Below are 18,869 nucleotides of genomic sequence, written 5' to 3' on the forward strand. Positions count from 1 at the left end.
CCTATATGGAGGTCACCATCATGACGTCCTCGTCCTTAGAGGACATAGATCGGCACCACTGATTGGCGGCTCCCCCCTTGAGTCGGTGAACCGGCCCGGGGCGAGGTGTCCATCCCCGCCAGGCGCGGGGAGCACTCCACCAACGGCATACAGGCAAGCCTGATCGGGGGGCCATCCCCGAGGCGGGGAGCACGCTTCGCGTGCGAGGCGGTCGACGGCTGCGCGGGACCACCCCCGCGGGCGCGGGGAGCACGCCATTCCCGGTCGCGGTGACGCCAGGCGCCGGGGACCACCCCCGCGGGCGCGGGGAGCACTCTTGCTGAACTGCGAGTTTGTCAGCGAAGAGAGACGTTCCGCAGCACTTTCATCGATTTCGACAGCCCGCCCCTATCGCCCCGAAATGACACCTCGAGCAGCGGGGCGAGCTGGCGCATGGTCAAATCCGTGCGCTCCGTACACTGCCACCAGCAGGGGGCCGGTCCCCCCAGCGGGAGTCCGTCCTCATCGGTGCTATCAGCGAGTGGCTGTGTCCCTGAGCCGTCACTTGGTGGGATCCACGTTCCACGCTGCGGGCAGATCGCTGCCGCAGAAGACGCAGACGAAGTCGCCCTCGCGCACGATGTCGTGTTCCTGGCAGTCGCGGCACCGCCGGAACACCACCTCGTGGGTGACGGAGGGTCGCCTGAGCTCTGCAGCGTCCAGAGCGCGAGCGACCTCCGCCCAGGAGGTGACGTCCGGTCAGTACCCAGTGGACTGGTTACTGACCGCGCTCACCGCCCACCGGCCTGCCTCGCTCATGAAGCTGATCTCGCCGGCGCTCAGAACCATGTCTCCGCCGGCGCAGGCCACGTGCTCGCTTCGTCGCGGGGCCAGCCGAAGCGCACAGTCCATACCGATCACGAAGATGAAGGGTTCGGCCAGCTCCGACAGGGATTGCTCCACGATCCAGCCCTCGAAGTCAGCTCTCGAAGCAATCCGATGTCCGCCGTCACCAAGCCGCACCGCAGCCTTCAGCTCGGCCGGTCCGACATATCGATATCCCCGCCCACTCACCTCACCCAACCTGAAGTAGGCGTAGGCGGCCGGTGGTGTCGTAGCGGCCCAGGAGCAGGACCTGGGGGGCGGCGCAGAGTGCCGGTGACGGCGCCGATGAAGGCTTCGTTTGCAGCGTGCGCAATTCCACGACATCGGCTTGCCACAACTGAAGGAAGTGGGGGCAACGCCCCGGTCCTGGTTCGCCTACGGCTGGTCGGTGGACGGTTCAGCAAGAGCGAGACGCGTCCAACGCTGAAGCTCCTCTTCGTGGCTGCCTGTGCGCGTCTGCTGGGTGACCGCCGCAGTGTCCTCGGGTGCCGGATCGCCATTGCGGGAGAGGAGCTGCAGTGGCCAGGCCGGAATGGCGGTCTGCTGGCCGTCGAAGGGATGCCAGTCCCATGGGCCGTCGAACCGCCAGGCACGCCCGTCATGGTCAACGACTTCGTCGCCTGCCTCAAGGAAGGCGTAGGGTCGGAACAGCAACTCGATGCGGATGGGTTCAGCGCCGACCGGGTCGAGGGCATATCCCTGGTCCTCGAGCTCGGGATCGTGGGCTTCGCCCTGCCGCAGGATTTCGAGGTAGCAGGCGGGGCGGGGCAGCATGCCAGTCACCAGGGGTGGATCGAAGTGGTGGACGGACGCGATGTGCACCACAGTCGGCGCGATTCCCACCAGGCAGGTGTCGCCGGCGTTGAGCTCTGTTTCCGCCGGCACGGTACGGAAGTACGTGCGGTCCCAGTCGAAGGCCCCCGGTGTGGGCAGCGCGGTTACGCCGTTCCAGCGGAAGCTGTGCGCCTCCGGGTCGACGTCGTTCCACGGCCACCGTACGGACACGTAGTAGCGAGAGACGGAAGCGACTGTGGTCTCGGTGAGTGGGCATTCCAGCGACAACACATCGCCGGCCCGGAACCGGACACCACCCCCGTCCAGGCGGTACCCGCCCGCCGGCTCTTCTTCCCATTCACCCATCACGTCCTCCTCGTCAAGGAGGGATCATCACAGACGGGGACGTGCCGCCTCCCGCAGGGGTCGCGCTGGCCATTCGCTGACGGGTGCGCGAGCGGAGTTCTGTCCGCCCCTGTACAAGGCGTGGGCACCAACGCCCTGCTCGGTCCGGTGAAGGCGTGATCTAAGGGCTCGCAGAGAATCAAGGTGTGACCTGATCACCAAGACCGACAACTTCAACCGGCTGCTCGCGAACGCGGCCCCCCGGGTGGAGCAAGACCATCTCCCAGGTGGAGGTCGTCGACTGGCAGAAGGGGTACTCGTGCGCCCCTGCCGCCTGCCCGGCCGCCTATGACGGCCTGCACCCCAACGCCTTCGGCGAGTACCAGCTCGCCATCGCCTTCGAGCAGACCCTGCACGACCGGTACGGCCTGGGCCGGGGCCCGATACCCTTCCCGCCCGAGAACCTGCCGGTCCGGCTGACACCCGTGCCGACCGGCCTGAAGGCCGAGTCCAGCCCGCAGGGCGTGACCGTCACCTGGAACCCGGTGTACGGGGCCTTCGGCTACGACGTGCGATCGCGGATCTCCGGCCAGACCACCTGGAGCGAGGGCCGCGTCAACAGCAACCGGACCGACACCACCTGGACCGTCGACGGCATCCAGTGGGAGTACCAGGTGCGCACCGTCGGCGGTGACAACGTCAAGGGCCCCTGGTCCGGGACGGTCAGCGCGGTCGCTCACCCGAAGACGGCGCCGCCGCCGCGGATCGTCGCCAGCCGGCCGATCGGGCAGGACGGTATCGAGCTCGAGATCGCACCACCTGACTACCCACCACCATCGACCGGTACGAAGTGATCCTCTTCGACAAGGACACGCCCGGCGCCTGGCTCACCGGCACCGGCTTCCGCGGCAACCGGGTGCAGATCTGCGGGCTGAAACCGGGCCACCGCTACCTCGTCGCGGCGGCCACCTGGAACGCCGCTGGTGGCGGGCTGCCCGGACTGGCCCGGCCGGTGATGGTCGGCGGCGGCATCCCGGCCGCCCCGACCGGCCTGCGGGTGACCACCGTCGATCCCACCACGGTGGAACTGGACTGGAACGGCGCGAAGTCGGCGGCCGGCTACCAGCTGTGGGTCTCCAACATCAAGGACGGCGGCACCACCCCGCCGGAGGCCGACGAGAACATCATCGAGGACACCCTCTACGGCGTCGGCTTCCTGTTCCCGGGCGTGTGGAACTTCCAGTTCTGCGTGACGGCCGTCAACGGCTCCCTCGAGTCCGACAAGTTCAACTGCGTGATCCCGCCCCATCCCGACGGCAACGCACCGACCAACCCCGGCGGCAGCGCGCTGAACCCCTCACCGAGCGCTCGCACCGCAGCGTCGGACACGGTGGACATCGGATCGCTCACCACCCTGAGGAACCCGGACGGCACGGGAAGTCCCGTCGCGGTCGGGGCCGGGGTCAACGGAGGTGATCGCTAACCCGGCCTCGGTGTCCCGCTGACCGCGAAGGCGAGGCGTGCATGGCCCCGCTCCACATGACCGCACCCTCACTGTGGCCACGCGGTCTCCATCACTGCTCCGGGACACCGGCCCCTCACCTGGCATGCCGGGCGCGTCAGGAGTTGAGCTCCTCCAGCGTCCTGCCCTTGGTCTCGATCGCGAACCAGGCGATCGCGGCGCCCACCGCGGCCACCACGGCGAGCTGCGCGAAGACGAGCCCCAGGCTGCCGCCCGCTCCGATGATCGCGCCCACGGTCACCGGGCCGAGAATGACGCCGAACCGGTTCCACAGGCCGCCGAACGCCGCCCCCTTGGCCCGGTTGGCCGTCGGGTACAGCTCGGGGGAGTACAGGTAGAGACCCGCGTTGATCGCGTACAGGAAGAACGTCGTGCACGAGGCGAAGACGGCGACCTGGCCGCCCGAGGTCGCACCGAGCAGGGCGAGCACGCCGAGCGAGAGCACGGTGCCGACGAGCGCGCTGATCAGGGCGGGCCTCCGGCCGATGCGGTCGATCACCATGGCCATGATGAACGTGCCGAGCAGGCCGGTGACGTTGCTCAGCAGGGTGTAGACGAGCGCTGTGGTCAGATCCAGGCCGAACTGCTTCGTGTAGAGCGACGGCAGCCACGTGGAGATGCCGTGGTTCACGTAGTAGGCAACGAACCACAGACCTGACAGAACCGCTGTACGCCGCAGGTAGCGGCCCTGGAACAGGTCGCGCAGACGGCCCTTGGATGCCTCGTCGGGCGTGCCGGCTGCCGGTGCGGGCAGCGGCTCGGCGGTGGCGCGGGCGACCTCGGCCTCGATGAGGCTGATGGCCTCCTCGGCCTCCTGGGTACGTCCACGGGCCAGCAGCCAGCGCGGGGATTCCGTTACGTGGCGCGGAAGTGCGGCGGCGATCAGCACCGGGAGACCGCCGATGACGAACATCGCGCGCCAACCGAAGTTGGGGACCACCCAGACGGCGAGCAGAGTGGCGGCCGCCAGTCCGGCAGGGAAGATCATCTCGTACAGCAGGACGAAGCGGCCCCGCTTGTCGGAGCGGGCGATCTCGTTGATGTACGTGGCCGCGACGGGCACGACACCGCCGATGCCGAGCCCCTGGACGAACCGGAAGAGCGAGAAGGTCTCGATGCTGCCCGAGAAGGCGACGGCGAGGCTGGCAAGACCGGTGATCGCGACACCCAGGGCGACGGTGCGCACTCGGCCGATCCGGTCGCCCAGCCAGCCCGCGGCGATGGCGCCGAGCAGCATGCCGATCGAGGCGGAGGTCACGGCGAAGGTGGCCTGGCCGGTGGTCAGGTTCCATTCCTTCATCAGGACGGGCAGTGCGGAGGCGGCCAGCAACTGGTCGAACGCCTCGAAGAACGTGACGGCGCCGATCAGGAACCGGACTTTGACGTGCCAGCGCGATTGCGGCAGTCGTTCGAGTCTCGCGGCTATGGAGCCGAGGGCTGGCTTGCCGGCCACAGTCGTCATGGAGGGGTTCCTTCCGCGGGCAGAACAGTTGCGGAGACAGTAGGTTCCAGTATCTAAGCGGTCAATGGTTAAGAGCTTAGGAATCTCGTTTCCGGCAACTTGGTGTTCATCATCGACGTCATGGAGGACGTGCTCAAGGCATGCAAGGCAACGATTCCACCCTGGGACCTTGCGGAAGAATAGTTAAGCGCTTAGATTTCTAGCACTTCGACGGTTCCGAGTGAGGGAACGCACCCCGTTCCTCACCCGCGGCCCAGCCCTGCCCGCCACCTCGCCCGGAGGTACACCCGTGCCGCACATCCCCACCGACATCCTGATCGCGGGCCAGTGGCGACGCGGAGCGGGCGAGCTGCTCGACACCGTCGACCCGGCGACCGGCCGCGTCCTCGCCACCGTCCACACCGCCTCGGCCGAAGAGGTCGACGAAGCGGCCGAAGCCGCTGCGAAGGCAGCCGCGGACCCGGCCTGGCGGGACCTGCTCGCCCACGAGCGCGCCCGGCTGCTGCACCGCATCGCCGAGCTGACCGAGCAGGCGGCGGACGACCTCGCCGCGCTGCAGACCGCCGACACCGGCAAGACGCTGACCGAGACCCGCGCCCTCACGCTCAGTGCGGCAGGCACCTTCCGCTACATCGCGGCAGCCCTGGAGAGCGCCGAGGACTCGGTCACGCCGTCCCGCGGCCCGTACGTCACGATGAGCGCGTACGAGCCGCTGGGAGTCGTCGGCGCGATCAACCCCTGGAACTCTCCGGTCGCCAGCGACGCGCAGAAGATCGCGCCCGCGCTCGCCGCCGGGAACGCGGTCCTGCTCAAGCCGGCTGCCTGGACCCCCCTCGTCTCCCTCGCCCTCGGCCGCCTGATCACCCAGGCCCTCGACGAGTTCCGCCTGCCCACCGCCCTGCTGTCGGTACTCCCGGGCAGCGGCCGGGTGGTCGGTGACGCCGTCGTACGCCACCCCCTCGTCGCCCGCATCGGTTTCACAGGCGGTACGGAGACCGGCCGTTCCATCGCCACGCTTGCCGCCCGCAAGCTCATCCCCGTCTCCCTGGAGCTCGGCGGCAAGTCGCCGACGATCGTGCGCGCCGACGCCGACATCGAGCAGGCCCTGGCCGGCGTGATGTTCGGGATCTTCTCCTCCAGCGGCCAGTCCTGCGTCGCCGGCTCCCGGCTCTTCGTGGCCCGGGAGATCTACGACTCCTTCGTCGGTGAACTCGTCGAGCGCGTCCGCGAGCTGCGCGTCGGACCCGGCACCGAACCGGGCACCCAGGTCGGCCCCCTGGTGCACCACAGCCACCGCGACTCCGTCGCCGCCTACGTCGACCTCGCCCGCTCCGAGGGCGCACGGGTCCTGTGCGGAGGCTCGGCGCCCGAGGGCGAGCGGTACCAGGACGGCGCGTACTACCTGCCGACCGTCCTGGAGGGACTGCCCAACACCTCCCGCACCTGCCAGGAGGAGATCTTCGGGCCCGTCCTGGTCGCCCTGCCCTACGACGACGAGGACGACCTGGTCCGCCAGGCTAACGACTCCATCTACGGGCTGGCCTGCGGGATCTGGACCCGAGACCTGCGAGCCGCCTGGCAGCTCGCCCGCCGGATCGAGGCCGGCACGGTCTGGATCAACACGTACAAGCAGTTCAGCGCCTCCACCCCGTTCAGCGGATGGAAGGAGAGCGGTCTCGGAACGGAGAAGGGCCGCGACGCGATCCGCGCCTACCAGCGCCAGAAGTCCCTGTACTGGGGCACCTCCGGCCACCCGCTTCCCTGGGCCGGCTGACCCGGCACGCACCGACGCCCGTCCGTCCGTCCGTCCGTCTGGAGAGACTGATGCACCAACCACCCCCCGGCCCGATCGCACGGCTCCGCTCACTGCGCTACGTCGAGCTGCACACCCCTGCCTTCACCGAGACCGCCGACTTCTACGAAGAGGTCTGGGGCCTGGAGACCGTCGAGTCCGACACCGGCGCCCGCTGGCTGCGCGGAACGGGCGACGAGCACCACGTCCTCCACCTCGCCGAGCGGGAGAAGCTCGGCCTCGGCCGCCTCTCGTTCGCCGTCGCGACCCCTGCCGAGGTCGACGAGGCCGCGCGGCGCCTCGACGCACGCGGCATCGTCCCCGTCTTCGGGCCCGGCCCGCTGCATCAGGCGGGCGGCGGCTACGGGCTGCGGTTCACCGATCCCGAGGGGCGCCTCATCGAGATCAGCGCCCAGGTCGAGGCGGTCGTGCCGCGCGGCCGGGACGGCGCCGTGCCCGTCGGGGTGACGCACGCCGTGCTCAACACCACCGACATCGACGCCGCCGTCACCTTCTACTGCGAGGTGCTGGGGCTGCGCGTCTCCGACTGGTCCGAGCACCAGATGGCTTTCCTGCGCTGCAACGCGGACCACCACTGCATCGCCTTCAACCAGGCCGAGTGGACCTCGCTCAACCACGTGGCGTACGAGATGACCTCGGTCGACCACTTCATGCGTGGCCTCGGCCGGCTCCGCCACCACGGCATCACCCCCCAGTGGGGGCCCGGCCGGCACGGCCCCGGCAACAACACCTTCTCCTACTTCACCGACCCGTCCGGGCTGGTCTGCGAGTACACCTCCGAGGTCGCCCAGATCGTCGAGGACGCCTGGATCGCCCGGGTGTGGCGGCGGGTTCCGGACCTGTCCGACCTGTGGGGGACGGCGGGACCGCCGTCCAAGGAGATCCGCTGCCACATGGCGGGCGCGCCGGACCCCGGCCCGCTCGCTCCCCTCGACGCCCAGGAGGCCTCCGCATGAGCACCGTACGCAAGGTCGGCATCGTCGGCTGGGGCGCGATCGGCCGGGTCGTCGGCGCCGCCCTCGCCGAAGGGCGGGTGGGCGGCGCCGAGCTGGTGTGCGTCGTCGACAACCGTCCGCTCGGCGAAGCCGCACCGGCGCGGCAGGCCACGTTCGAGGAGGCCCTGGAGACCTGTGACCTGATCGTCGAGGCCGCGGGCCAGGGTGTCGTACGGGAGTGGGGCGAGCGGGTGCTGGAATCCGGCACCGATCTGCTGATCGCCTCCACCGGAGCGCTGACCGACGAGGACCTCGCGAAGCGGCTGCTCGCGGCGGGACCCGGCCGGGTGTACTTCACCAGCGGTGCCGTCGGGGGTCTCGACCTCCTCCAGGCGGCACGTTCCCTGGGTCCGCTCGACGAGGTGCGCCTCACCACCACGAAGCTGCCCTCCACTCTCGAACAGCCCTGGATGGACGAGGACCTGCTGGCCCGGATCCGGTCGGCGACCGGACCGGTCGTGGTCATGTCCGGCACCGCTCGCGAGGTCCCGGTCAAGTTCCCCAAATCGACGAACGTGGCCGCGTCGGTCGCGCTGGCGGTCGGCGACCTGGACACTGTGCGGGTCCAGGTCGTCGCCGACCCGGCGGCGCACCGCACACGCCATCTGATCGAGGCGTCCGGCGCGCACGGTGCGTACCGCTTCGAGGTCGCCCACCTGCCCGACCCGGGTAATCCGGCCACCAGCCAGGTGGTGCCGTACGCGGTCCTGCGCAGCCTCGCCGCGCTGGCGGGACGGACGGGCCAGATCCTGTGAACGCCCGCGCCGACTTCCGCCCCGACGTCCATGTCGAAGAGGCCGGTGACCACGGCCCCCTGCTGCTGTGCCTGCACGGGATCGGCTCGTCGTCGGCAGCGTTCGCGCCGCAGCTCGCCGAACTCTCCTCGTACGCGAGGGTCGTGGCCTGGGAGGCACCCGGCTACGCGAAGTCGCCCGACCCGCTCGGCCCGCTCGGTCTGGACGACTACGCGGACGCGGCAGCCGCTCTCATCCGTGACCGCGCCTCGACCGCGCACGTCCTCGGAGTGTCCTGGGGCGGTGTGATCGCGCTACGGCTCGCCTCACGCCACCCGGAGCTCGTCGCCTCGCTGATCGTCGCCGACTCCAGCGCGGGCTCCGGCACGGACGAGGCGAAGGCGAAGGGCATGCGGGCCCGGGCCACCGAGCTCGCCGAGCTCGGCCCGCGCGCCTTCGCCGAGGGACGTGGACCGCGGCTGGTGTCGCCGGGCGCCCCCGGCGAACTCGTACGCCGGGTCGTGGACACCATGGCCGCCTCGGTACGGCTGCCGGGCTACGCGTACGCCGCCGAGTCCATGGCCGCCGCCGATCTGCGCGCCGAACTCCCCTCGATCGCCGCGCCCACCCTCGTGCTCTGCGGCGAGCAGGATCGGGTCACCGGCATCGACGCGAGCCAGGCCATCGCCGGAGCCATCCACAGGACCGCCTACGTGATCGTCAAGGACGCCGGTCACCTGGCCAACCAGGAGCAGCCGGGCCACTTCAACGCCTGGGTGCTCTCCCACCTCCGCATCACCGCATCCATCCCCGAGTAGGAGCCTCCACCATGCCTCTGACCACCGACGCGTACGACAACGGCGACGACCTCTCCGCGTACACCGACTCCCTCATCGCCACCAAGGCCTCCCGTGTGGCGGACTTCGACACCCTCTCCTTCCAGGAGAAGGCCGGCGCGCAGTTCCGTCGCGGCCAGATCCGCTACGTCGGCTCGGGCGCCACCGGCAACCACGAGAGCGACAGCCGGATCCTCCCGTCCGGCGGGTTCACCTTCTCCAACATGCTGCTGCCGCCCGGTGCCGAAGGCCCGGCCCACACCCACCACGATGTCGAAGAGGCGTTCTTCGTCCTGGAGGGCGAGGTCAAGGTCGGCATCCACCGCGGTCCCGACGAGGCCGAGTACCGCACCCTCGGCTACCGCGACATGATCGTGGTCCCCGCCGGAGTGACCCGTTCGCTCAAGAACGAGGGCGACACCGACGCCCTCTTCTGCGTCGTCATCGGCACGCAGAAGCCGCAGGTGCCGACCTACCCCGAGTACTCGCCGATGCACGGCGTCACCCGTGGCTGACCAGCCCCCGGCCGACGCTCGCACAGTCGTCGTCACCGGTGCGGGCCGTGGCCTGGGCCTGGCCATGGCCCGCCGGGCGGGCGCCGACGGCTTCCGGGTCGTCGTCGCCGAACTGGAACGGGAACGGGGCGAGCACGCCGTCGCGGAACTGAGCTCGGAAGGCATCGACGCCCGCTTCGTGCGCTGCGATGTGGCCGACCCCACCTCGGTGGCCGCGCTGGCCGCCGCCGTACGCGAGATCGGCCCCGTGTACGGCCTGGTCAACAACGCGGCCCTCGCCAACGGTGTGGGCGGCAAGGAGTTCCAGGACATCGACATCGAGGTGTGGGACCGGCTGATGGCGGTCAACGCCCGCAGCCCCTGGCTGGTGGCGAAGGCCCTGTACCCGCTCTTCGCGACACCTGGGCGGATCGTCAACATCGCCTCGGACGCCGCGCTGTACGGATCCCCCCGGCTCGCCCACTACATCGCCTCCAAGGGTGCGGTCATCGCACTCACCCGGGCCATGGCACGCGAACTCGGAGACAAGGGGATCACCGTGAACGCGGTCGCCCCCGGGCTCACCGAGTGCGAGGCGACCGAGACCGTGCCCGCCGAACGGCACGACCTCTACCGCATGAACCGGGCCATCTCAAGGCCGCAGCAGCCGGACGACCTCACCGGGATCGTCTCCTTCCTGCTCGGCGAGGAATCCCGCTACCTGACCGGACAGGTGATCGCCGTCAACGGCGGCTTCACCATGAACTGAACTGCAGGAGAAACGAGTTATGGATCTGGGACTCGCCGACCGCACCATTGTGGTCACCGGCGGAAGCTCGGGCGTCGGCCTGGCCACGGTCTGCGCCCTCCTCGACGAGGGTGCCCGCGTCGCCACCTGTGGCCGTGACGCCGACCGGCTCGCCAAGGTGGCGGCCGAACTCGGCGCCGGGCACGACCGCCTCCTGACCGGAGTCTGCGACGTCCGCGACGCCGACGCCGTGCGCGACTTCGTCCGCCGCACCGCCGAGGAGTTCGGCGGCATCGACGGACTCGTCAACAACGCCGGACAGTCCCGGATGAAGGGTCTCGACGACTCCACCGCCGAGGACTGGCGCGACGAGCTGGAGCTGAAGTTCGCCGGGGTGCTCAATCCCCTGCAGGCCGCGCGCCCGCACCTCGCCGCCTCCGGCGCGGCGAGCGTCGTCAACATCAACGCGGTACTGGCCAAGCAGCCCGAGCCCCGGCTGATCACGACGAGCGCCGCCCGGGCGGGCATCCTCAACCTCTCCAAGTCCCTGTCGGCCGAACTCGCCGGCGAGGGCATCCGGGTCAACTCCGTCTGCCTCGGCCTCATCGACACCGGCCAGTGGACGAGGCGCTACGCAGCCGCGGACTCCGGCAGGAGCTACGAGGACTGGCAGGCGGAACTGGCCGCCGACCGAGGCATAGCCCTCGACCGGCTCGGCCGGGCCGAAGAGGTCGCGTTCGCCGTCCTCACCCTGCTCTCGCCCCTCGCCTCGTACATCACCGGCACCAGCATCGACGTCTGCGGCGGCGTCGGCCGCTCCATCCTCTGAGGAGACACCATGCGTTACGACAACGGAGGCGATCTCCTCGTCGCCGTCCTTCGGGAACTCGGCATCGACACCGTCTTCGGCATCGTCAGCGTGCACAACCTGCCGCTCGTCGAAGCCGTCGACCGCGAACTGCGTTTCGTGCCCGTGCGGCACGAAGCGTCCGCCGTGAACGCCGCCGACGCCTACGGACGTGCCCGCGGCACGCTCGGCTGCGCACTGACCTCCACCGGCACGGGAGCCGGCAACGCGGCCGGATCCCTGATCGAATCGCTCAGCGCGGGCAGTTCCGTCCTGCACATCACCGGCCAGGTGGAGAGCGAATTCCTCGGCAGCGGACGGGGATTCATCCACGAGACCAAGGACCAGCTCGGCATGCTGAAGGCGGTCTCCGCCCACGCCGCGAGTGTGCAGGACGCCGAGCAGGCGGGCCGCATCCTGCGCGAGGCGGCCCGTGCGGCGCTCACCGCGCCGGGCGGACCGGCGAGCGTGGAGTGGCCGATCGACCTCCAGTTCGCGGCGCAGACCGACGAGTCCGCCGAGCTCCCCGCAGCCGTCGTACCGGCTCCCACCGAGAGCGAACTGGCCGCGGCCGGCGCCCTCCTGGCCTCCGCACGACGCCCGCTGGTCTGGGCGGGCGGCGGCGCTGCAACCGCCGGCGGCGAGCTCGCCGGGCTGCTGGAGGCGACCGGAGCGGGACTGCTGACCTCGAACTCCGGTCGCGGCGCCGTGCCCGAGGACCACAAGCAGGTCATCGGCAACTTCGCCACCACCCCCGCGGTCCGCGCCCTGCTCGCCGACGCGGACGTGCTGCTCACCATCGGCACGCACTTCCGCTCGAACGAGACAGCCGACTACACGCTGGAACTCCCCGGGGCGCACATCCAGATCGACATCGACAGGGACGCGCTGGGCCGGGTGTACCCCGCCACCCACGCGCTGCACGGCGATGCCGCCGCCGCCCTGACCGCCCTGCTGCCGCACACCCGGCCCGCGGAGAGCGGCTGGACGGACCGCGTGGGCGCGGTACGCACCGAGGTGCGGGCGCTTCTGCACGACAACATCGGACCCCAGGCCGCGATCTGCGACGCGATCCGCGCCGCGCTGCCCCGCGAGGCAGTAGTGGCACGCGACGTCACGATCCCCTCCAGCAGCTGGGGCAACAGGCTGCTGGAGATTTACGACCCGCGGGACAACGTCTTCCCGCGCGGCGGCGGCATCGGACAAGGGCTCGGCATGGGCATCGGTGCGGCGCTCGCGCGGCCCGACGCACCCACGGTCGTCATCGCCGGCGACGGCGGACTCGCCGTCCACCTCGGCGAACTCCTCACCCTCGCCCAGGAACGGCCCCGGCTGACCCTGATCGTCTTCAACGACGGCGGCTACGGAGTGCTGCGCAACATGCAGGACCGCTACAGCGAGCGCCGCTCCGGGGTGGACCTGGCCACTCCCGACTTCGAACTGCTGGCCCGCGCCTGCGGATTGCCGTACCTGCGGATCGCCGCCGAGGAGCACGCCGGCCCGGTACTCGGCGAGGCCATCGCCTCCGAAGGTCCGACGCTCGTCGAGGTCGATCTGACGGCACTCGGACCGATGAAGGTCCCGTTCACCCCGCCCGTGAGGATCCCGGGCCAGTAGCCCGGTCGCGCGTACTGCCGGTAAGGAGGCAACAGGCCATGAGCGAGCATTCGCTGCAGCTGGTCGTCCATCGAATGACCTGGGAGGCGGAGGGCGTACTCTCCGTCGAACTGACCCACCCCGACCGCAAACCCCTGCCCGCCTGGACGCCCGGCGCGCACCTCGACATCCACGTCGGGGGCCAGGTACGCCAGTACAGCCTGTGCGGCGACCCGAACGTGCCGGACGTCTACCGCATCGGTGTGCTCAACGAGCCTTCCTCGCGAGGCGGTTCGCGGTTCGTGCACACACAGCTGCGCCCCGGGCAGCCGGTCACGGTCTCCGAGCCGCGCAACCACTTCGCGCTGGAGGATGCCGGCGCCTACCTGTTCGTCGCCGGAGGCATCGGGATCACTCCGCTGCTGGCGATGGCCAGGGAGGCGGCCCGCAGGGGTACCACCTGGCGGATGGTCTACGGCGGCAGGGCCCGGACGTCGATGGCGTTCACCTCGGAACTCGCCGCGCTCGGCGGTGATGTCACGCTCGTCCCGCAGGACGAAGTGGGTCACATCGATCTGGATGCCGCGCTCGCGGAGCTGCCCGAGGGCACGCTGGTGTACTCCTGCGGTCCCGAGCCCCTGCTCGCGGCCGTCGAGGCACGCTGCCCCGAGGACCGGCTGCGCCTGGAGCGGTTCGCCGCGCCGACCGTGGAACGCACCCGCGACGACGAGGAGTTCGAGGTCGAGTGCCGCGCCTCGGGCGTGACCCTCACCGTCGGCGTCGGCACCTCCGTCCTCGATGCCGCCGAGGCTGCCGGGATCGACCCACCGAATTCGTGCCGCGACGGCATCTGCGGGTCCTGCGAGACCCGGGTGATCGAGGGCACCCCCGACCACCGCGACTTCCTGCTCAGCGAGGCCGAACGTGCCACCTGCGCCACGATGATGATCTGCGTCTCGCGGTGCGCCCCACGGAGCCGGCTCGTCCTCGACCTGTGACACCCTCCCCCGCACTTTCAGGAGACACTGTGACCGATACCTGGCCGTACCTCGACGTCCACCAGTCCCGTACGCACGAGCCGACCCCGTACGAGTACAAGCTCGCCGCGACCCTCGAGGAGGTCTTCACCAAGGAGGGCCACGAGCTGGCCGACGTGGTGCGCGGACTCAACGCCCGCCAGGTCCACGCCGCCGACGGCAGCCCGTGGACCGAGGAATCCTTCCGCGCTGAGATGAACCGACTGGGAGCCTGACCATGACGCTGTCGCCCTCCGCCACGGCGGACCACATCTACGCCACCGGTCTGCGCAACCAGTGGCATGCCGTTGTCCCCTCGCACTTCGTAGCCCCCGGCGCGATGCGCAAGGTGACCGCGCTCGGCGAGCAGTGGCTGCTGTTCCGCCGCCCGGACGGCGCTCTGTCCATGCTCGCCGACCGCTGCCCGCACCGTGGTGCGCCGCTCTCGCTCGGCAAGCACCTGGGTGACCGGGTCGCCTGTTGGTACCACGGTGTCGAGGTCGAGACCGACGGCACGGTCTCCTCCGTTCCCGGGCTGCCGGGCTGCAGTCTGGAGGGCAAGAAGCTGGTCACCTCGCTGCCGGTACGCGAGGTCGCGGGCGCGATCCTCGCCTACTTCGGGGACGAGGAGCACCCTGAGCCGGCCGCGCTGACGCTGCCCGAGCCGCTGACGGACCCCGAGGTGGACGCGTTCCTGTGTTACGCCGAATGGGACGCGCCGTGGCGCTACGCCGTGGAGAACCTGCTCGACCCGATGCACGGCGCGTTTCTTCACCACGATTCGCACACGATGTTCGACGGTGACACGACGGCCAAGTTCCGTATCCAGGAGACCGGTCGCGGCTACTTCTTCGAGAAGACCGACCAGCGCGGCGTCAACTTCGACTGGGTGGAGCTGTGCCGCACCGGCGTGGACTGGGTCGACCTGTCCATCCCGTACCCGCCGTCGGCCGGCCCCGGCGGACCGTTCGGCATCGTGGGGATGGTCTGCCCGGTGGACGAGCAGCGTACCGGTGTCTTCTTCTGGCGCTATCGCCGTGTCGAGGACTGGCAGCGGGCGTCCTGGCGCTTCCTGTACAGGACGCTGATCGAGAAGCGCCACTGGGAGGTCCTGGAGCAGGACCGCCTGATGCTGGAGGCCATGCCGTCCGACGCCGACCAGCGGGAGAATCTGTACCAGCACGACCTGGGTGTGGTGCGGCTGCGCCGACTGTACCGCGCGGCGGCCGAGGCCCAGTCGGCGGCGGGTGCCTGAGGGGCCGCCGCACAACGGACCGGTGCGGCGCGCACATTCGCCGCGCACGGGGGGCTGTCCGATGCCCGCTGTGCGGTATCGGGCAGCCCTTTCGGCGTTGGTTCTGTTGCCGTCACCGCCCACGGTCCTGCTCCCGCCGCGGGCAGGGTGGTCCAGGCCGCAGGCCCTCACCCGCGGGGCGGAACAGCGGCCCCGACCGCAGCGCCGAAGCGCCCGGTCGGAAGGCGAAGACCCGGCCTTCGGTCAGGCTCACCCGCATCTCACACGCTTTGCCGGTGGCCGACCAGGTGACGCTACGGCCCTGCCACACGCCGGTTGCGTTGAGGACGACGGGGTCGTACTGACGCGTGCCATGGACGAAGGTGGAGGCGTTGTGCGTGAGCTCTGCCTCGGTCCTGTCGACGCGGCCGGCGAGCATGGCGGCGTTGCCGAAGTTGGCGGCGTCGCCGAGGGCGGGGGCCTCGGGGAAGATGCCTCCGGGGGCGCCGTCGAGTTCGGGGAAGCCGGTGGTGCGGATCTCCTTCGGCTCCTGGCCTGGCTTGTCCAGCCGGGCGACGGTCTGCGAGCCGAAGCGCAGGGCTGACGCGCAAGCACAAGAGGTTGCCCGGCTGGGCCCGGTCGCCCCCGGCGTACGGCGGGGGTACGACCGCGAGAAACTCGCATCTCGCGAGCCGCCGCTTGGGGCCGGGTCAGCGGGGGCGCCAGGTGCGGATTTCCAGGTGCGTGATGTGGGCGCCGGGGTGGATACGGCCGGTGTCCACGAGCCATTCGTGGATGGCGGTGGTGACGTCTCCGCCGCTCTGGTCGACGCGGCGGGCGAAGTCCGCAGCATCGAACCCGCCGGTGGCAGCCGATCCGTAGGAGCGCTCTTCGGTGTGGTCGGTGCGCTGGACGACATCGCGGCGGATACCGGGCGAATCGGTGCGGCTTCCGGAGGCGTGCACGTAGCCAGTCCTGGCGAGGCGCACGGTAAAGGCCAGGCGCAGGCCCTGATGGGCAGCTTCGGCGATGAGGGGGCGCAGGCGGGCGGATCCGGAGGCGATTGCCTGTGCTGCGACACGGCCGGATCCGGTGCCGGTGGGGGTGATGAGGAGTGCTCTCGTTCGGACGCGGGCTTTGGTGCCGGCGGCCGTCGTGCGGCGGGTGATATGCCCGGCGGCGATGGCCGCAAGTTCGGTGGTGTCGGTGATGCCTGCGCTTTGGATGGCGGCGAGGACCTGGGTGAGGGCGGGGACGAAGGCTGCGCCTTTGTTCTTTGTGTAGAACTGGGAGACCAGGGAGGGGTCACGGTTGATGATGCGGGCGATGTCGCGTTTGGTGTAGCCGGCTGCCTGGAGCCGGTCGGCGAGCTGGGCTGCGTCGTTGCGATGCGTGCGCGCGGGGGTGGCCCGGCGGCGGGGCGGCATCAGGCACCCTCGTTGTTGGGTGCGGGCTGCGGGGTGGTACGGCCCTTGTCGCGCAGGGTCAGGAGTTCGTCTTCGGTGGTGGGGGCGGTGATGGGGCCGGTGAGACGGCCCTTGTTCAGGTAGTCGCCGGGCTGGCCGTGGTAGGGCCAGTTCTGGGGCAGGGTGAGGTAGACGGCGTCGGTGCGGAAGGCGACGACGCTGCCGGGCGGGGCGTGAAGGGCTCCTGCGTAGGTGTCGTCGTCGCGGTGGCGCTGGGAGAGCAGGGCGGCTCGGGCGGAGGACCAGATGTGGGCGGCCCATTCGGGGTGGGCGTTGGGGTCTCGGGTGAAGCCGGTGGGGCGCTGCCAGGTGATGGTCTGGTCGTCGAAGCCGATGATCTCGGCGTCCGCGGGGACATCACGCTCCGCGGTGCGGGGGGTGGTGCCGGTGACGGTGCGGGGGCGTTGGGCGAAGGCGCCGATGCCGTAGAGAAGGATGGCGCGCACCGCCCGGGCTGCGAGGTGCGCGGCGGTGCGCTGGGCGGGGTCGCCGTTCAGGTCGGCCTGGGCGGTGAGGGAGGACCAGGCTTCCTTGAGCTTCTTGGACCAGTCGTCCAGGGGCTTGCCGTCGTCGAAGAGGATGCCGTCGAGAATTTCGATCTTCCACGGGCTGCGCGGGTTGGACAGGGCGGTGTGGATTTCGGGTCCGCCCGCCCAGGTGGTGAACGTGGTGCCGGGGGTGGCCGGGTAGTGCCAGGCGCGGTCGCCGGGAGCGGGCGCGGGGAGGATGCCCACGTGGTCCCAGGCCTCGGGGACGGTGACGCGGACGTGCCAGTGCCCGCAGGCGAACAGGGCCTTGGTCTGCTCCTTTTCCGACCAGGCGGCGAACCTCGCGGCTGTGACACGGCGGGGGGCGCCGACTCCGGCTTTCCAGGTGTGTTTGGCGTAGGCGAAGGTCCTGTCGTACTCGACCAGGGCGGGCAGCTGTGCGGGGACGCGGGGCGGGGTGATGAGTTCGGTGCGGCCCTGTCCGGCCGTCGAGTGGAAGAGCCCGCGGAGCTCTTCGGACAGGACGGGGTAGCCCTCGGCGTACTGGCCCTTGGCCGGGATGGTGCGGGTCCACAGGTCCCGTCCCGTCTGGGACGGAGAGCCCATCAGGACGGCGTCAGGCCAGTGACGGCGCAGTGCCTTCCAGAGCAGGACGAACGCATCGCGGATGGTAGCTGGTTCGGCGCCGTCAGTGTCGAACCACTCCCCCGCCGAGCGGATCTCCACATGCTGCTCGCCATGCTCGCGCTGGTAGCGGCCCACTGGGTTGCGGGGGTGGACGAAGTGGCCGGCCATGCGGTCCTTGCCGCGGCCGGTGTCGGTGCGCCAGCCCGGGGTGGGGGCGTTCAGCCAGGCTCCGACGGCGTCCTTCAGGAAGGGGTGCTGGTCGGCCTGGCGGTGCCAGGGGGCACCCGCGGTGATGTAGATCCGTTCGACGCCGTCCGGCAGGACGGCGAAGACGGTGTTCAGGATTTCTGCGGCACTGGCGGCCTGCAGGTCCAGGCGGAACGTCTGGTCGCGATGGACCAGCACACCGGTCTCGGTGTCGAGGAAGACGGTACTGCGGGCCTGCTGGGTGAAGTTCGGGTGCGTGGAGGCAAGCTTCGCGGTGTGGGCGAACCAGCGGTCCCCGTCGGCGCCCGCAGGGAGGTTGGGAAGGGTGCGCTGCGCGCCATGGGCCACGAGAGGAGCGGCTGCGGCCGGGGCTGGCACTGTCGGCGGCGCAGAAGGAGCTGCGGGCGGTTCGGGTTCCGCTGCTGGTTCAGGGGTGGGTCGGGTCATAGCCGGGGCGACCGTGCCCTCCTGGGCCTGAACCTGGGCGTGTTCGATGCCGCTGGGCACTGTCTCCCCAGGGGGCTGAGGGGATGAGACGGCTGCGCCGGTCTGGGCTGTTGATGCGGTGTTGGTGAGCCGGTCGGGGGCGAGGATCGGGGCGATCGCCACGATGTCGGCAAGGCTGAGTCCGGCCGCGGGCGCGATGCGCTCTGCCTTCGCTTTCTCGTATCCGGCCAGCGCGGTGATCTGCCGGGCGCGGTCGGTCTCGAGTTTGACGAGGGTGGCCTGGGTCTTCTTGATGTCGTCACGTAGGGACCGCAGCTCGGCCAGCTGTGCGTTGTAGGTCTTTGCGTCCATCAC

At 70.3% G+C, this 18,869-nt stretch carries 18 protein-coding genes and 1 pseudogene; 13 read left to right on the forward strand and 6 right to left on the reverse strand.

Features of this window, described 5'->3' with window-relative positions:
* Nucleotides 1-540 precede the first annotated feature (540 nt).
* Nucleotides 541-1,002: pseudogene (locus tag BFF76_RS08865) on the reverse strand (hypothetical protein).
* A gap of 237 nt (nucleotides 1,003-1,239) precedes the next feature.
* Complete coding sequence (locus BFF76_RS08870; RefSeq protein ID WP_065847894.1) at nucleotides 1,240-2,004, reverse strand: hypothetical protein; 765 nt, start codon at nucleotides 2,002-2,004, stop codon at nucleotides 1,240-1,242.
* Nucleotides 2,005-2,270: 266 nt separating this feature from the next.
* On the opposite strand from BFF76_RS08870, the gene BFF76_RS08875 reads away from it, so the two are divergent.
* The gene (locus BFF76_RS08875) at nucleotides 2,271-2,837 is read left to right on the forward strand and encodes a hypothetical protein (RefSeq protein ID WP_065847896.1); all 567 of its coding nucleotides are present in this window, start codon (nucleotides 2,271-2,273) and stop codon (nucleotides 2,835-2,837) included.
* Nucleotides 2,834-3,466 carry a fibronectin type III domain-containing protein gene (locus BFF76_RS08880; RefSeq protein ID WP_053930182.1) on the forward strand — a complete coding sequence of 211 codons (633 nt, stop codon included), beginning with the start codon at nucleotides 2,834-2,836 and terminating at the stop codon, nucleotides 3,464-3,466. The genes BFF76_RS08875 and BFF76_RS08880 overlap by 4 nt, the downstream gene beginning before the upstream one ends.
* A gap of 136 nt (nucleotides 3,467-3,602) precedes the next feature.
* Here the strand turns inward: BFF76_RS08880 and BFF76_RS08885 are convergent, their stop codons facing one another.
* Nucleotides 3,603-4,967: an MFS transporter gene (locus BFF76_RS08885; RefSeq protein ID WP_065847900.1), complete on the reverse strand. Its 1,365-nt coding sequence runs from the start codon at nucleotides 4,965-4,967 to the stop codon at nucleotides 3,603-3,605.
* A gap of 289 nt (nucleotides 4,968-5,256) precedes the next feature.
* Between BFF76_RS08885 and BFF76_RS08890 the strand changes: the two genes are divergently transcribed.
* The 11 genes from BFF76_RS08890 to BFF76_RS08940 are packed head-to-tail and all read left to right on the forward strand — an operon-like array spanning nucleotide 5,257 to nucleotide 15,301.
* Complete coding sequence (locus tag BFF76_RS08890; RefSeq protein WP_065847902.1) at nucleotides 5,257-6,741, forward strand: aldehyde dehydrogenase; 1,485 nt, start codon at nucleotides 5,257-5,259, stop codon at nucleotides 6,739-6,741.
* Nucleotides 6,742-6,791: 50 nt separating this feature from the next.
* Entirely contained in the window at nucleotides 6,792-7,736 is a 945-nt protein-coding gene (locus BFF76_RS08895) for a VOC family protein (RefSeq protein ID WP_031101169.1), read from the forward strand.
* Nucleotides 7,733-8,530 (forward strand): aspartate dehydrogenase domain-containing protein, encoded by a 798-nt coding sequence (locus BFF76_RS08900; RefSeq protein WP_065847904.1) that lies wholly within the window; start codon nucleotides 7,733-7,735, stop codon nucleotides 8,528-8,530. The genes BFF76_RS08895 and BFF76_RS08900 overlap by 4 nt, the downstream gene beginning before the upstream one ends.
* Nucleotides 8,527-9,327, forward strand: a complete 801-nt coding sequence (locus BFF76_RS08905; RefSeq protein WP_065847906.1) for an alpha/beta fold hydrolase — start codon at nucleotides 8,527-8,529, stop codon at nucleotides 9,325-9,327. The genes BFF76_RS08900 and BFF76_RS08905 overlap by 4 nt, the downstream gene beginning before the upstream one ends.
* An 11-nt stretch (nucleotides 9,328-9,338) precedes the next feature.
* A complete protein-coding gene (locus tag BFF76_RS08910; protein WP_053930186.1) occupies nucleotides 9,339-9,860 on the forward strand; it encodes a cupin domain-containing protein in 522 nt (173 codons plus the stop codon).
* A complete protein-coding gene (locus BFF76_RS08915; protein WP_065847908.1) occupies nucleotides 9,853-10,608 on the forward strand; it encodes an SDR family oxidoreductase in 756 nt (251 codons plus the stop codon). Before BFF76_RS08910 ends, BFF76_RS08915 begins: the two co-directional genes overlap by 8 nt.
* A gap of 19 nt (nucleotides 10,609-10,627) precedes the next feature.
* Nucleotides 10,628-11,416, forward strand: coding sequence for an SDR family oxidoreductase (locus BFF76_RS08920; RefSeq protein WP_065847910.1), 789 nt, complete (start codon nucleotides 10,628-10,630; stop codon nucleotides 11,414-11,416).
* A gap of 9 nt (nucleotides 11,417-11,425) precedes the next feature.
* Nucleotides 11,426-13,051: a thiamine pyrophosphate-binding protein gene (locus BFF76_RS08925; RefSeq protein ID WP_065847912.1), complete on the forward strand. Its 1,626-nt coding sequence runs from the start codon at nucleotides 11,426-11,428 to the stop codon at nucleotides 13,049-13,051.
* Nucleotides 13,052-13,089: 38 nt separating this feature from the next.
* Nucleotides 13,090-14,028, forward strand: a complete 939-nt coding sequence (locus BFF76_RS08930) for a PDR/VanB family oxidoreductase (RefSeq protein ID WP_031101149.1) — start codon at nucleotides 13,090-13,092, stop codon at nucleotides 14,026-14,028.
* Nucleotides 14,029-14,057: 29 nt separating this feature from the next.
* Nucleotides 14,058-14,282: a recombinase-like helix-turn-helix domain-containing protein gene (locus BFF76_RS08935; protein WP_031101148.1), complete on the forward strand. Its 225-nt coding sequence runs from the start codon at nucleotides 14,058-14,060 to the stop codon at nucleotides 14,280-14,282.
* Between the two features lie 2 nt (nucleotides 14,283-14,284).
* Entirely contained in the window at nucleotides 14,285-15,301 is a 1,017-nt protein-coding gene (locus BFF76_RS08940; protein WP_065847914.1) for an aromatic ring-hydroxylating oxygenase subunit alpha, read from the forward strand.
* A 112-nt stretch (nucleotides 15,302-15,413) separates the two neighbouring features.
* On the opposite strand, the gene BFF76_RS34400 is transcribed toward BFF76_RS08940, so the two are convergent.
* The 3 genes from BFF76_RS34400 to BFF76_RS08955 all read right to left on the reverse strand — a co-directional run bounded on the left by BFF76_RS34400 (nucleotide 15,414) and on the right by BFF76_RS08955 (nucleotide 18,866).
* Nucleotides 15,414-15,719 (reverse strand): SSI family serine proteinase inhibitor, encoded by a 306-nt coding sequence (locus BFF76_RS34400; protein ID WP_107418403.1) that lies wholly within the window; start codon nucleotides 15,717-15,719, stop codon nucleotides 15,414-15,416.
* A gap of 271 nt (nucleotides 15,720-15,990) precedes the next feature.
* Nucleotides 15,991-16,707, reverse strand: a complete 717-nt coding sequence (locus BFF76_RS08950) for a hypothetical protein (RefSeq protein ID WP_053930190.1) — start codon at nucleotides 16,705-16,707, stop codon at nucleotides 15,991-15,993.
* A complete protein-coding gene (locus tag BFF76_RS08955; protein WP_065847916.1) occupies nucleotides 16,707-18,866 on the reverse strand; it encodes a hypothetical protein in 2,160 nt (719 codons plus the stop codon). The genes BFF76_RS08950 and BFF76_RS08955 overlap by 1 nt, the downstream gene beginning before the upstream one ends.
* Between the last annotated feature and the right edge of the window lie 3 nt (nucleotides 18,867-18,869).

Source organism: Streptomyces mutomycini (assembly GCF_001700505.1).
Classification (GTDB): domain Bacteria; phylum Actinomycetota; class Actinomycetes; order Streptomycetales; family Streptomycetaceae; genus Streptomyces; species Streptomyces mutomycini.

Excerpts from the sequence above, each read along its gene's own strand:
- BFF76_RS08870 (WP_065847894.1), bottom strand. The coding sequence starts at position 2,004 with ATGGGTGAATGGGAAGAAGAGCCGGCGGGCGGGTACCGCCTGGACGGG.
- BFF76_RS08885 (WP_065847900.1), bottom strand. The coding sequence starts at position 4,967 with ATGACGACTGTGGCCGGCAAGCCAGCCCTCGGCTCCATAGCCGCGAGA.
- BFF76_RS08895 (WP_031101169.1), top strand. The coding sequence starts at position 6,792 with ATGCACCAACCACCCCCCGGCCCGATCGCACGGCTCCGCTCACTGCGC.
- BFF76_RS08900 (WP_065847904.1), top strand. The coding sequence starts at position 7,733 with ATGAGCACCGTACGCAAGGTCGGCATCGTCGGCTGGGGCGCGATCGGC.
- BFF76_RS08910 (WP_053930186.1), top strand. The coding sequence starts at position 9,339 with ATGCCTCTGACCACCGACGCGTACGACAACGGCGACGACCTCTCCGCG.
- BFF76_RS08920 (WP_065847910.1), top strand. The coding sequence starts at position 10,628 with ATGGATCTGGGACTCGCCGACCGCACCATTGTGGTCACCGGCGGAAGC.
- BFF76_RS08925 (WP_065847912.1), top strand. The coding sequence starts at position 11,426 with ATGCGTTACGACAACGGAGGCGATCTCCTCGTCGCCGTCCTTCGGGAA.
- BFF76_RS08930 (WP_031101149.1), top strand. The coding sequence starts at position 13,090 with ATGAGCGAGCATTCGCTGCAGCTGGTCGTCCATCGAATGACCTGGGAG.
- BFF76_RS08940 (WP_065847914.1), top strand. The coding sequence starts at position 14,285 with ATGACGCTGTCGCCCTCCGCCACGGCGGACCACATCTACGCCACCGGT.
- BFF76_RS34400 (WP_107418403.1), bottom strand. The coding sequence starts at position 15,719 with ATGCTCGCCGGCCGCGTCGACAGGACCGAGGCAGAGCTCACGCACAAC.
- BFF76_RS08950 (WP_053930190.1), bottom strand. The coding sequence starts at position 16,707 with ATGCCGCCCCGCCGCCGGGCCACCCCCGCGCGCACGCATCGCAACGAC.
- BFF76_RS08955 (WP_065847916.1), bottom strand. The coding sequence starts at position 18,866 with ATGGACGCAAAGACCTACAACGCACAGCTGGCCGAGCTGCGGTCCCTA.